The 12389-nt window shown below is 35.7% G+C and carries 14 protein-coding genes; 4 read left to right on the forward strand and 10 right to left on the reverse strand.

The window, feature by feature from the left end; genetic code table 11:
• Positions 1–62 precede the first annotated feature (62 nt).
• The 3 genes from lepB (PT285_RS05950) (at position 63) to PT285_RS05960 (ending at position 1502) form a co-directional block, all read left to right on the forward strand.
• Positions 63–647: a signal peptidase I gene (lepB, locus tag PT285_RS05950; protein WP_277148703.1), complete on the forward strand. Its 585-nt coding sequence runs from the start codon at positions 63–65 to the stop codon at positions 645–647.
• A gap of 33 nt (positions 648–680) precedes the next feature.
• Complete coding sequence (gene lepB / locus PT285_RS05955; protein ID WP_277148705.1) at positions 681–1244, forward strand: signal peptidase I; 564 nt, start codon at positions 681–683, stop codon at positions 1242–1244.
• A 69-nt stretch (positions 1245–1313) separates the two neighbouring features.
• Positions 1314–1502, forward strand: coding sequence for an LBP_cg2779 family protein (locus PT285_RS05960; protein ID WP_277148707.1), 189 nt, complete (start codon positions 1314–1316; stop codon positions 1500–1502).
• 268 nt (positions 1503–1770) lie between these two features.
• Here the strand turns inward: PT285_RS05960 and PT285_RS05965 are convergent, their stop codons facing one another.
• A complete protein-coding gene (locus PT285_RS05965; protein WP_277148709.1) occupies positions 1771–3111 on the reverse strand; it encodes a hypothetical protein in 1341 nt (446 codons plus the stop codon).
• A 391-nt stretch (positions 3112–3502) separates the two neighbouring features.
• Between PT285_RS05965 and PT285_RS05970 the strand changes: the two genes are divergently transcribed.
• Complete coding sequence (locus PT285_RS05970; RefSeq protein WP_277148711.1) at positions 3503–4516, forward strand: IS30 family transposase; 1014 nt, start codon at positions 3503–3505, stop codon at positions 4514–4516.
• A gap of 304 nt (positions 4517–4820) precedes the next feature.
• Here the strand turns inward: PT285_RS05970 and PT285_RS05975 are convergent, their stop codons facing one another.
• The 9 genes from PT285_RS05975 to pepT all read right to left on the reverse strand — a co-directional run bounded on the left by PT285_RS05975 (position 4821) and on the right by pepT (position 12381).
• Complete coding sequence (locus tag PT285_RS05975; protein WP_277148713.1) at positions 4821–5627, reverse strand: hypothetical protein; 807 nt, start codon at positions 5625–5627, stop codon at positions 4821–4823.
• A gap of 17 nt (positions 5628–5644) precedes the next feature.
• Entirely contained in the window at positions 5645–6424 is a 780-nt protein-coding gene (locus PT285_RS05980) for a hypothetical protein (RefSeq protein ID WP_277148715.1), read from the reverse strand.
• Between the two features lie 18 nt (positions 6425–6442).
• Positions 6443–7228 (reverse strand): hypothetical protein, encoded by a 786-nt coding sequence (locus PT285_RS05985; RefSeq protein WP_277148717.1) that lies wholly within the window; start codon positions 7226–7228, stop codon positions 6443–6445.
• Between the two features lie 17 nt (positions 7229–7245).
• Positions 7246–8079 carry a hypothetical protein gene (locus PT285_RS05990; protein ID WP_277148719.1) on the reverse strand — a complete coding sequence of 278 codons (834 nt, stop codon included), beginning with the start codon at positions 8077–8079 and terminating at the stop codon, positions 7246–7248.
• 19 nt (positions 8080–8098) lie between these two features.
• Positions 8099–8914 (reverse strand): hypothetical protein, encoded by an 816-nt coding sequence (locus PT285_RS05995; RefSeq protein WP_277148721.1) that lies wholly within the window; start codon positions 8912–8914, stop codon positions 8099–8101.
• A 23-nt stretch (positions 8915–8937) separates the two neighbouring features.
• Complete coding sequence (locus PT285_RS06000) at positions 8938–9786, reverse strand: hypothetical protein (protein WP_277148723.1); 849 nt, start codon at positions 9784–9786, stop codon at positions 8938–8940.
• A gap of 3 nt (positions 9787–9789) precedes the next feature.
• On the reverse strand, positions 9790–10494 hold the full coding sequence (locus tag PT285_RS06005) for an ATP-binding cassette domain-containing protein (protein ID WP_277148725.1): 705 nt from the start codon (positions 10492–10494) through the stop codon (positions 9790–9792).
• Positions 10487–10858, reverse strand: coding sequence for a GntR family transcriptional regulator (locus tag PT285_RS06010; protein ID WP_277148727.1), 372 nt, complete (start codon positions 10856–10858; stop codon positions 10487–10489). The genes PT285_RS06005 and PT285_RS06010 overlap by 8 nt, the downstream gene beginning before the upstream one ends.
• A 281-nt stretch (positions 10859–11139) precedes the next feature.
• Entirely contained in the window at positions 11140–12381 is a 1242-nt protein-coding gene (gene pepT / locus PT285_RS06015; protein WP_277148729.1) for a peptidase T, read from the reverse strand.
• Positions 12382–12389 lie beyond the last annotated feature (8 nt).

Here is a 12389-nt window from a genome sequence, read left to right on the forward strand (position 1 = left end):
TTACCATTCCAAGAGCTAGATTTCAGTTATAATAAAAGACAAGCAAACAAAGGAGAATTTTTATGGCTAATAAATCTAAAACTAACAAGCAAGAAAATGAGAGTTGGGGCAGAACTATCCTTGATGCTGTCATTATGGTGGCAGTCATCTGGGCTGCTTTCTGGCTGCTGTTCAGAGCAAGTTTTGCGCCCTTCTCTAACGACCGCGTGTCCGGTATTTCAATGCAGCCGACCTTTGAAGACAATGACCGTTTAATCGCTTCAAGAAAGTTTCAGCCTAAACGCAACATCACAGTTGTTTTGTATGCCCCTAAGGCTGCCAACGACCAGCCTGGAGCAGTTTATATTAAGCGCATGATTGGCTTGCCTGGTGACACGATTGTTTCCAAAAATGATCAGATCTACGTTAATGGCAAACAATTGCCCGAGCCGTATCTAAATAATAATTACAAAAAAGCTGACAACGACCGCGGTATGACTTATACCAATAATTTTACAGTTAAGGTTCCTAAAGGAAAATATTTTGTCATGGGCGACCATCGCGATGTTTCTAAGGATTCACGGATTTTTGGTTTTGTTAAGCGCAGCGAATTTATCGGTCAAGTCAAGTTGCGCTACTGGCCGTTTAATAAAATACAAACTTACTAATTAATATTGCATTCAAAGGATTTAGAAAAAGTTATGACGAATAAATCTAAAAATCAAAATGAAGAAAGCTTTGGCAGATCTGTCCTTGATGTCATTATCATGGTAGTCATTATGCTTGGCATCTACTATCTGCTATTTACGTTTGTCCTGTCAAACGATAATGTTTCGGGACCATCCATGCAACCGACTTTTGAAAATAATGATCGTTTAATTGCGGTGAGGCACTTTAATCCCCAACGCAACAATATTGTGATTCTCAAGGCTCCGGATGAAAAAGGTGCCATTTATATCAAGCGCATCATCGGCCTGCCCGGTGACATGGTCACCTCAAAGAAGGATAAGTTATACATTAACGGCAAACAAATCGCCGAGCCATACTTAAATAATAAGTATAAAAAAGCCGACAATGCCGCAGGCCAGTCTTATACTAACGATTTCACACTGAAAAGACGGGTACCGAAAAATTGTTACTTCGTCATGGGTGACCACCGTGATGTTTCCAAAGATTCCCGATACTTCGGTTTTGTTAAGCGCAGTGCGTTAGTCGGTCAAGTTAAGTTACGCTACTGGCCGTTTAATAAAATTGGCACTTTTTAAATAATTCATTTTTGAATTTTGTGGTCTTTTCCGTTAAAATTAAGGTAAGAAGTAGAAGGAGAATCTATTATGGATCAACAAGAAGAATTGTCCAATGCAATTATCGATTATCAGGTAAAGCACCATGTAAACGATACTGACTTGGCCTTTGCCAGTCACCTCTCAGTAGAAAAGATTCATGCGATGAAGACTGGTGATGGTGAATTTACCAGCGAAGAAATCAATCAGCTCTATGATTACATGACGACTAATGCCTAGTCATTAAATAAAACGCCTCTCAAGTTAATTACTTGAAAGACGTTTTTAATTTGCACTGTAGTTAGTCAACCTTAAACAGAATATACTATAAGATAACTAATATTATAAATTAGAAAGGAAAAGCGGTGAACAATAAAAAATTAATCAGTATTTTGATTGTCTTGTCCGCTTCAGCCAACAGTCAGACGGCGACTCAATTAAATTCTGAATAAGCAAAAAGAAGTAATATAAGATACAGCATAATGTATTACTTTTTTTGCTATGTCAGTCAATTTATAGAGACTTGATTAATATTGAAAGTATACTTACCAATATGGGGAAGTTGTTTTTTATTAGGAATCAAATATATATAAAACTCAAATGAATGGGATTCAGGGTCATCTTCATCAAATACTGAAGACGCTCCGATCCTATAGTTTTCAAAATCAGTAAATGTTTTGTGCATTTTTTTCAAATCTTTTTTTATTAATTCTTTTTCGCTCTTAAATATCTTTTTTCTGTCTTTAGCAGAATTAATTGCACCTTTATAAGAACTAATGTCAGAAAATTCTATCAACTTTTTGTCATCAGGATTTTTAAATCCCAGTATATCACTGACTATATCAGCATGTCCTTGTTCATCCTCGTCATCAGCATCATCAGTGTTATAGCCAGAATAACCAAATTCTAAATCAGCGGCTAACTGGACTTGTTTGTTCTTTATTGTTTTAGGAAAAAGCTTTATTAATTTCTGATCAATTAATGAACCACTTATACAATAGGGATATTCTACTGTCTTAGGGTCAAAATAAACACGAGGCTGTATAGGTAGTTTTGCATTTGTGGGCAATAAATAAATAACTGATTTACCATAATTCTTCTTATTTGTTTTAGGAGTAACATAGCCACCAATTAAATAATTACTAAAATCAGTGAAATTTTTACCTTGCTTTACTAATTCTTGATTAATTTGCTTTTTTTCAAATGACAGCAACTGATTATCTGGTCCTGTGAATTTCTCATTATTGACAAGTCTAACGATATTATTGTTGTCTTTATCCAGTAAGTCTTTTTCAACATACGTATATGGTTTGATATTATCAAACGAAGTAACATCGTATGGCATTCTGCCATATAAATCAGCAGCTAATTGCACTTGTTTGTTTCTAACAGTTCCTGGAAAAAGCTTGATTAAGCTATTGTTGATTTTATTATTGAGTTCATTAATTGACTTATCAATTGCCGGATTTTTTGGATCAAAAAGCCATATTGGTCTATTCGACATGCCTCTTGCTAAATAGCCTTGCCAAACATAGGCAGGCTGTGCTAAGGAATCTCCCGATATTTTATAGTAATTATCTTTTTCAGTACCATGTTTCAAAGTAATTTTTCCGTTGACATATAAAGTACTGTCAGTAAAACCTTTTAAATTGCCTTTTTTCTTAGTATGGTCCCTATTCCATATAATCATATTCTTACATGGATTTTTGATATGATACGGCTTTATCTTGTAATTTTTTTGACTGACTATTGCATATCTGGCTGCATAAACTTTGTTCGTAGTAAATTGTGTAGCGATATTTAATAAAGAAATAAATAACATAATAGAAAGTAAATATTTGTGCTTCATAATAACTCCTTACCTAAATTTTTATTAATTGGTTATAGCATAGTATTTTGCGTATTAAAACAAAATTGATAATTGTCTTTTATATTTAAGATGTTTTTCGGTATCTCTATTTTAAGCTTAACTAGTATGCTAGTACTTTTTCACTGCTCATGCTCATTAATTTTAGTAGTATGCTCTATTTTCTAACTAGTTTAAAATTATTTGTAATTAAAAGTTGAAGAAATTTGTGTTCTTCATACTTTTGAATGAAACCGGGTAATAGTTTAATAATTGTTTGATTATTTGCTCGCCGAGTTTACAATCTAAGTGCAACAGTTGATAAAGCACGACAAAAAAAGCCATAAAGACTAAACTGTTAATTATTTACCCCAATAACAGAAAGGTGTCTTTTATGACTTCAGTTAATTCTAACACATATACTCATTTATCTCCTGCTGAACGCGGTCAAATTCAAGCTTTATCTGAAGCTGGCTTATCCATGCGTAAAATTGCTCTTAAACTTGAGCGCAATGCCAGTACTATTTCCCGCGAATTAAAGCGTAACCGCACGACTCAGCTAGATTATCAAGGTAAGTATTTCGGTGCTTACTTCGCTGATACGGCGCAAATTTATTATCATAGGCGGCGACAAGCTTGTCATGCTAAAGATTATTGCCTTAAGGCACAGGATTTTTTTAATCAGCTGACATTGATTATCAAGAATCCCTTTCGTGATGATGGTATTGATGGTTTTATTGCTAATTACAAGCGAATGTATCCTAGTTGCCCCTGTCCCTCAACACCAATGGTTTACCGCTTAATTGATCAAGGTAAATTGGCAATTAAGAACGGTGATCTTCCTCGTAAAGTTCGGCTAAGGCACTCAGGACATCATCGTAAGCGTACCCGCCAACACAAGAAACGTCTTGGCAATTCTATTGAGCAAAGACCTAAAGCAGCTGATGAACGCAGTGAGGCTGGCCACTTTGAAGGGGATCTGGTGAAAGGCATTAGGCGTGCGACTAGTTCGGCTTTGCTGACTCTTACTGATCGCAAAACTCGCTTTGAAATCATAATTAAAATACCTGATTACAAAGCAGATACTTGTTTCAAAGCAGTTCAGAAAGCAGTCAATGACCACCCTGGTTGGTTTAAAACGATTACGTTTGACAATGGTTCAGAATTTGCTCGCGTTGATGAAGTGAAGGGGGTAGATGTTTATTTTGCCCATCCTTACACACCAAGTGAGCGTGGCAGTAACGAGAATGCCAATGGCCTGCTGCGAGAATTTTTCCCTAAGGGCAAGACAATGGCAAAGGTGACTGATGAATATGTAAAACGGGCACAAAATGCCTTGAATAACAAACATCGGAGAATTCTCGGATATCAAACAGCAAGGGAAGTTTTTATGGCAGAGATAGCCTGACAGAAAAAAAGTTGGTGCAGATTTCGCTACGCTCCATCTGCACCAACTAGCAACAAAAACATATTATTCAGTTTAGTCTTTAATCCAGGTGTTGCACTTGATTTGACAATTCAGCTTGATTATTTGCTCTATCTTTTCTGTAATTTGTTTCTTGACTTCTTTCAATGCTGATAACAGGTAGATCCATTAACTTAGTGGAAGCAGAAATTAAAAAACAATTATTCTTTTCTTGACTCAAACATAAAAAACGCCTTTCAAGTAGTTTAACCTGGAAGGCGTTTTTAATTTGCTCTATTTTAAAGTTTTACTTATTCGATTCTGCTTCAACAAAGCGATTGATCAAAAATAAATTAATTCCTGCAATCACAATATCATAACTAAATATGATAATCAGCTCTTCTATCATCTTACGATTAATTCCATGGGAGATTCCTTCAAAGATACCGACCATCTGCGGCAAAACGTTATCAATAAAATCAATCATAATCCAACTAAGAACGATAATTAACACTAAGCGAATCAAATTAACAATAAGTTTACTTGAAGTCCCGGGTAAAAATTCAGCTAATGAATGACTTGTAAAATTTAAAAAACTAACAGTTACATAAAGAGCCGCACCAACTAAAACGAACATTAATGCCGTTTCTAAGATACGATCAATGCCTACTCTTTGCAGTAAAGAAACAAAATTACTAAAATCTTGATGGTCATTTATAAATAAATCGTAGACAAATTCAGGCACAGTTATAATTAAAACCTGCAAAATCATTAGATAAATAAACGAAAATAATGCACTTAAAGTGTTGGCTAAGTAAAGACCAATATCACTGACAGGTGCTAGTCGCCAAGTTTGGCTGCGGTTAACTTTTTCGACCTTACTGCTGCTATAAGCTAAATAAATCGTATCTAAAACAAAACTGGTGATAAAAATCGTTAAAACATACACGACTGGAAATTCTTTCCAAGGACTAGCCGTATAATTGCCCAGTGTGCTACTCACAAGCCAAGCAGCGATAAAAACCGCGCCAATCAGCTGAACCAGCAGAAAACAGTACGCATATTTACTCCTTTTTCTAAATAATTCACTAAATAAATTTTTGCTTTCATTCATTCTTTTTTCCTCCTTTTTTACTTATTCGGTTCGGCTTCAACGGCTTTGGTGATTAACAACAAATTGGTCACCAACAAAATAATGTCGGTTATAAGAAACGCTGTTAAATTACCTGGCAGGTACTCTCCCAAATTTAAGGCAATCTCGCGGAATGATTCTCTTTCAATAATTGGCCAAACAAGATGAATAAATACTTGAAAACCTATCCAGCAAATGATGACCAAGATAATTATTCTGATTAGATTAATCATAAATTTTCCAGAATTGGTTGGCAGAAAATCGCCGATTGCTTCTCCGCTAAAATCTATCAAGCTAACAGGCAAATAAAAGGTTAAGCCAATTAAAACAATTAAAGCTAAAAACCCGATCGTTTCCGCTACGCCAACATCCTTAATGATATTACCTAAAGTTTTTATGTCTTGTAAAATGAAATTACTTGTTATGTCCTGCAACACGATTAAAGCAAGATATGTGATTATTTGAATAATTCCAAAATAAATGTATGACATAAGTGAACTTAAGATATTAGCTAGATAAAATTGCCTATCATTAACTGGGATTAACCGCCAAGTCTGATTGCTGTTTAATTTTTCGGAGCGTAAACTCGAAAAAATTAAATACAGTGCATCAAAAACAAAACTTAAAAATAAGAAAATTGCTGCTAAATTATTGAAAATCATTTCTGGAGACGGCAGCGTCATAGCAGTTGCTGCTAGTAATTGAACCATAAAAAACCAATTAACTGTTTTAAATTTGTCTTTAAAAAGCATTTTAAAAATTTTAGTTGAAAGTTGCATCGTGTTCTCCCCTCCCTTTTACTTATTCGGTTCAGCTTCAAATGCTTTAGTAATTAACAATAAATTGGTCGCCAACAAAATAATATCGGTTATAAGAAATACAGTTAAATTACCTGGTAAGTATTCCCCCAGATTTAAGGCAATCTCTGATAATGATTCTCTTGCGATGATTGGCCAAACAAGATTATACACTTGAAAACCTATCCAACAAATGATAACCAAGATAATTATTCTAATTAGGTTAACCATAAATTTCCCAGAACTGATTGGTAGAAAATCAACGATTGCTTCGCTACTAAAATCTATCAAGCTAACAAATAGATAAAAGGTTAAGCCAATTAAAACTATCACAAATAAAACACCGATCGTTTCGCTCACGCCAACATCCTTAATGATGTTACGAATAGTTTTTATGTCTTGTAAAACGAAATTAGTTTTAACGTCCTGCAGCATAATTAACATAAAAAACGTAATTATTTGAATAATCCCAAAATAAATGTATGACATAAGTGAACTTAAGATATTAGCCAGATAAAATTGACCATCACTAACAGCAATTAGCCGCCAAGTCTGATTACTGTTTAACTTTTCAGCGCGTAAACTTGAATAAATTAAGTACAGTGCCTCCAAAATAAAGCTAGAAACAAAGAAAATTGCTGCAAAATTGTTAAAAAACATCTCTGAAATCGGCCTGAAAGTAAGTGTTAGAGTAATTGCTGCTAGTATTTGCACTATAAAAAACCAATTAACTGTTTTAAGCTTACCTTTAAAAAGCATTTTAAAAATTTTAGCCGAAAGTTGCATTGTGTTTTTCCCCTCCTTTATTTATTGGATTCTGCTTCAAACGTTTTATTAATCATTAGAACATTAGCTATGCCAAGAATTAGATCAATAATTAAAAGAATTAAATTAACCCGAGTAATATTACCAAAATCACCATTAAAGATAATCTCTGCAAAAGTTCGCAAATTCGGACCATTAAAGATAAATATGTCGAGTATCTCGTATGCCAGCCAGCAAACTAAAATTATGATCAGTAGTCTTACTAAGTATAAAGCGAACTTGCCGGATACAGATGGTAGAAAATCAACAATTGTTGAACTTGTAAAGTTAATAAAGCTAAGGACCAGATAAAATAACGTTACTGATAGAACTAGTAAGACAATGATTTCAACTAGCCAAATGGTTTCATTAGCTTCAATTAAGGACCAGCTAAATTTTGCTAAAGTTTCTTGTCGAATTTTCTCAGAACATAATTCGGCCAAGCCGTAGAAAACGCCAGCACTTATTACTTGCAGTATCGTAAGTCCCACTACTGCCATAAACGAACTAAAAAGATTGGTCAGATAGATTTTCCCAGCACTTGCGGGAATTAACCGCCAAGTTTGACTGCGATTAATTTTTTCATTACTGTAGGCTGTTAAAATTACAAAAATCGGGTCGTACAATAAACAAAATATTAGAAGCAAGTTAGCTGTATAAAGAAAGAAATTCCCAAATTGAAAGTGAACAAGTACGATTTGATTATCGCCCTTAATAAAGCACAGTACGCCGCTGACCAAAGCGCTGATTATTTGCAATATAAGAAAGGTCCAAATTAAGTTACGTCGTTGTTCAAACAGTTCAGAAAACAAATTTTTAAAAGAAGTCTTCATATTTACTTCTCGCCTTTCATTACTTATTCGGTTCAGCTTCAAATGTTTTATTAATCATTAGAACATTGGCTGCCAGGAAAATTAAATTAATCACTAGCAATACTAAATCAAAAATTGTGATTCTTTGTGTATCAACCAAACTTATATTTGCAAAATTGAAAATATTAATCACTCGAATTATTACCCATGAGATAACGATTATTAGTAGCAAGCGGGTTACCAATAATGCGAATTTGCCGGAAACACTTGGCAAAAAATTAATGATCGAGGAACTGGAAAAGTTAATAAAACTGGTTACGGCATACAGTAAGATACTTAAAAGTATCAAAAAGATTAACGTGCCAACTATCCAAATTACAGCATTAGTTTGATCTCGATCCCAGCGCCAATTTATGTTCGCAAAAAGTTTGGCGGTGTCTTGACGCATGGCAGCAGAACTTATTTCAGCTAAACCAAAGAGTACGCCAGCACTTACTATTTGCAGTAATGCTAAACCAACTAATGCCATAAATGAACTAAAAAGATTAGTCAGATAAATTTTCCCGGAACTTGCCGGAATTAAGCGCCAAGTTTGACTCTGATTGATCTTTTCATTCCTGTAAGCTGTTAAAATCACAAAAAGCAAATCGTAAATTAACCCCAAAAATAGAAATATTGTTCCGCTAGCCACAAAGAAGTCGCCCCACTGAAAGTTGCGAATGGTAATGTGACTATCTTGGCTAAAAGACATCAACCCACCGACAAGTGCAATGAGAATTTGCAGTAAAAAGAAAAGCCAAATTAAATTGCTTCGCTGCTTAAACAGTTCATGAAATAAATTCCTAAAAGATGTCATTTTTATCCCTATCTTTCTAACATTTATTTATTCGGTTCGGCTTCAAACGAATGACTAATTAAGAACATGTTAATTGCACCAATGACAAGGTCATAGGCTAAAACAATTAGCAGCACTGTACTGATCCTTCCGTAATCACCACTGCCAGTTACAAAATCGAATGGCATGCGCAAGATAGGATTAAGAATGCCCATAATTCTGTTTACCAACCAACAAATCGCAATAATCAAAATTATGCGAATCAAATTAACCAAAAATTTACTGGAAATACTTGGCAAAAAGTCAACCAACGACCGACTGCTAAAGTTCAAGAAACTGACACTGATATAAATCGCTAAGCCGACTAATAGCATCAGAATAATTAATTCCAGTGCTTCCGTAAGATGAGCAGTTACAAAATCACTGTGCTCTGTTACCGCCTGCATAATATCATTAATCGAAGAATTGATACTCTTACGAAAGTCTTGATTAGTTGCTGAAACCCAACCAGTTAAAATTCCCACAAAAATTGCCTGCAATAAATTTAAATAAATAAGTGATAAAAAAGAACTCAAAGTGTTACATAAATAAATATTGCCATCGGCTAACGGAATTAAGCGCCAGGTTTGACTGCGATTCACGTTTTCATTCTTGGCGCAGGTAATCAACAAATAAATAAATGCAGTAATAAAGGATGTCGCTAAAAAAGAAGTATAAAAATCAATCGGCAAGCCAAACATTTGCACGTCTTTATTGATAAAAACCCCGCCATGGCTGAAAACCATAAAAAGAGCAAATATAAAGGAAACAATTATTTGGATTAAAATTACCTGGTGCGTTACGCGGCTTTTTTGCTTAAAAAATTCAACAAAAGTTTTGCCAAAAGTGGTCATTATTTACTCATCCTCTCCCTCGTAAAGTCCTTCATAGTAGTCTTCAATACTCTCATGATGCTCGCGAATTTCTTCGGCAGATTTATGCGCATAAACCGTGTTGTCCTTGATAATGACAACTTCATCAAGAAGAGAAGCAATTTCGTTAACAAAGTGATCAGAAATCAAAATCGTGGCCTCTTTGTCCTTCCACAAAATGATCGAATTAATGATTTTCTTGCGGGCCATGGCATCAATTCCGCCAAACGGTTCATCAAGCAGATACAGGTCGGCTTTTCTAGCAAAGGTCAGTGCAATAATCAACTTTTCCCGCATCCCCCGCGATAACTGCCCCAGCTTCATTTCTGGATCCAGGTTCATGAATTTGTATAATTGCTCAAATTCATTGGTATCAAAATCTTCAAAAATATGTTCGTAAAATTCAACCACGCTCTTAATCTTGGTTGAATTATTAAAACCGGTTAACCCATCGGTGAAGGCAATTTTGGCTTTTTTTCCACTTTCTGAAGTGATGCCCTCAACTTCAACCGTTCCCTTATATTTTTTCGCCATACCGCTGATAATCCGCATCAACGTTGTCTTACCGGCGCCATTTTCACCAAGCAGAGCAACAATTTTACCCGAGCTAAGTGTTAAATTGACATCCCGTAAAATAGTTTTTTGGTTTTTCTTGTAAGTTAAGTTTTTAATCGTTAATATTTCATTCATTGTTATCTTCCTGTTGTAAATATTGTTCTAGCAGCGGTAAAATTTCTTCTTTACCGATGCCTAGTTCCCTGATATTCTGAACAAACTTGCTTAGTTCATCGTTAACCAAGTCTCTTTTTGTTTGTGCAAGCAGTTCTTTATCTTCCGTGACGAAATTGCCTTCACCACGTTTGGTATATAAAATTCCCTGGTCATTCATTTGCTGCAGCGCCCGCTGCACCGTATTGACATTAACCGTTAATTCAAGCGCCAGCTTACGCACGGATGGTACCTTTTGCCCAGCTGGCAATTTGCCAATTGCAATTTGGCGGAAAAGGTATTGCTCAATTTGCAAGTAAATTGGAATATTATCTTTGAATTCCACTAGTTCACCTTCTATCCATAGTGTATTATTTATCTATGACAATATCATACACCATTTTCTTTTTCCTAGCAAAACTTTTCTCAAATAAATTTAATTGTTTCACCAAAGCAGTTTTCGCTCTTTTAAAAAAATAAAATGCGCTAACGCCTTGATAACAAGCAATTAGCACATCTTAATAATTTTCACGACCATCTGTGGACAATTTTGTATAAAGGCAAAACCTTACTGCAGATGCTTTTGGTTTATTTTCATTTTTCAGTAAACAGAATATTTTTGTTTCACTAATGATGATTTTCAGCGTTTAACTGCACCATTCTGACCATCACGTCAACTGCCTTCTCCATTGATTCTAAAACAGTATACTCAAAGCGGCCGTGCATATTCTCCTGACCAGCAAAGAGATTAGGACAAGGAAGTCCCATATATGTCAGCTGTGAGCCGTCAGTTCCGCCGCGGACAGGATCTTCATTAATCGTTAGCCCCTCTTCTTGATAGGCTTTGCGCGCTATATTAACAATATCCATATGCTTAGCAAGTTCATCAGCCATGTTATAATACTGGTCATGCATTTCCAGCTTAATGCGCTCACTGTCAAACGCAGCGTTCATCTTGGCAACAATTTCTTTAACCAGATTCTTGCGCTTTTCCAGGCCATCGCGTTCAAAGTCGCGCACAATGTAGTCCAAGTGAGCGTTATCAACCGTCCCTTGGAAATTGTCTAAATGGAAGAAGCCTTGGCGGCCGGAAGTTTTCTCCGGTACCTCATCCTGCGGCAGTTGATTTTGAAAATTAATTCCTACCTGAATGGCATTAATCATCTGATCTTTGGCAACAGCCGGATGAACATTAACCCCTTGAATATCTAAGCTGAAAGCAGCGGCCGAAAAAGTGTCCCAGTCTAGCTTGCCCGGTTCTTCTCCATCAACCGTGAAGGCAAAGTCGGCACTAAATTCAGGAACATCAAAATGTTGTGCTCCCGTGCCAATTTCTTCATCGGGCGTAAAGGCAAAGCGAATCTTGCCGTGCTTAACTTCCGGATGAGTCAAAAGGTATTCAGCCAAAGTAATTAATTCGGCTACCCCAGTCTTGTCATCGCCGCCAAGCAGCGTGTCACCAGATGCGGTAATAATTGTTTGCCCTTGATATTTCTTCAAATTAGGAAAAACTGCAGGATCTAAATAAAATTCGGAATCACCAAGTTGAATCTTGGATTTACCATCATAATTCTCGTGTACCTGCGGCTGAACATTTTCGGCATTAAAATCAGCTGTATCACAGTGAGCCAAAAAGCCCATGACAGGAACATCAGCCGTAATATTTGCTGGCACTTCAGCAATCACACAGCCCGATTGCTGGTTATAATGAACATCGCTTAAGCCTAATTTTTCTAAGTCCGGCAGGATTACCTCTTTTTGAAATCGTTCCTCACGCTCAGTTGAAGGAAAACGGTCTGCATGTTCATCAGAACGGGAATTAACCTTAACGTATTTTAAAAATCTTGGTAATAAATTTGGGTATTTCATTTTTTCTC

Source organism: Lactobacillus sp. ESL0791 (assembly GCF_029433255.1).
In the GTDB taxonomy this organism is placed as follows: Bacteria; Bacillota; Bacilli; order Lactobacillales; family Lactobacillaceae; genus Lactobacillus.

Bases quoted from the DNA above. Each gene is read 5' to 3' on its own strand.
- PT285_RS05960 (WP_277148707.1), top strand. From the start codon at position 1,314: ATGGATCAACAAGAAGAATTGTCCAATGCAATTATCGATTATCAGGTA.
- pepT (WP_277148729.1), bottom strand. From the start codon at position 12,381: ATGAAATACCCAAATTTATTACCAAGATTTTTAAAATACGTTAAGGTT.
- PT285_RS06005 (WP_277148725.1), bottom strand. From the start codon at position 10,494: ATGAATGAAATATTAACGATTAAAAACTTAACTTACAAGAAAAACCAA.
- PT285_RS05975 (WP_277148713.1), bottom strand. From the start codon at position 5,627: ATGAATGAAAGCAAAAATTTATTTAGTGAATTATTTAGAAAAAGGAGT.
- PT285_RS05995 (WP_277148721.1), bottom strand. From the start codon at position 8,914: ATGACATCTTTTAGGAATTTATTTCATGAACTGTTTAAGCAGCGAAGC.
- PT285_RS05985 (WP_277148717.1), bottom strand. From the start codon at position 7,228: ATGCAACTTTCGGCTAAAATTTTTAAAATGCTTTTTAAAGGTAAGCTT.
- PT285_RS06000 (WP_277148723.1), bottom strand. From the start codon at position 9,786: ATGACCACTTTTGGCAAAACTTTTGTTGAATTTTTTAAGCAAAAAAGC.
- PT285_RS05970 (WP_277148711.1), top strand. From the start codon at position 3,503: ATGACTTCAGTTAATTCTAACACATATACTCATTTATCTCCTGCTGAA.
- PT285_RS05965 (WP_277148709.1), bottom strand. From the start codon at position 3,111: ATGAAGCACAAATATTTACTTTCTATTATGTTATTTATTTCTTTATTA.
- lepB (WP_277148703.1), top strand. From the start codon at position 63: ATGGCTAATAAATCTAAAACTAACAAGCAAGAAAATGAGAGTTGGGGC.
- PT285_RS05990 (WP_277148719.1), bottom strand. From the start codon at position 8,079: ATGAAGACTTCTTTTAAAAATTTGTTTTCTGAACTGTTTGAACAACGA.
- PT285_RS05980 (WP_277148715.1), bottom strand. From the start codon at position 6,424: ATGCAACTTTCAACTAAAATTTTTAAAATGCTTTTTAAAGACAAATTT.
- lepB (WP_277148705.1), top strand. From the start codon at position 681: ATGACGAATAAATCTAAAAATCAAAATGAAGAAAGCTTTGGCAGATCT.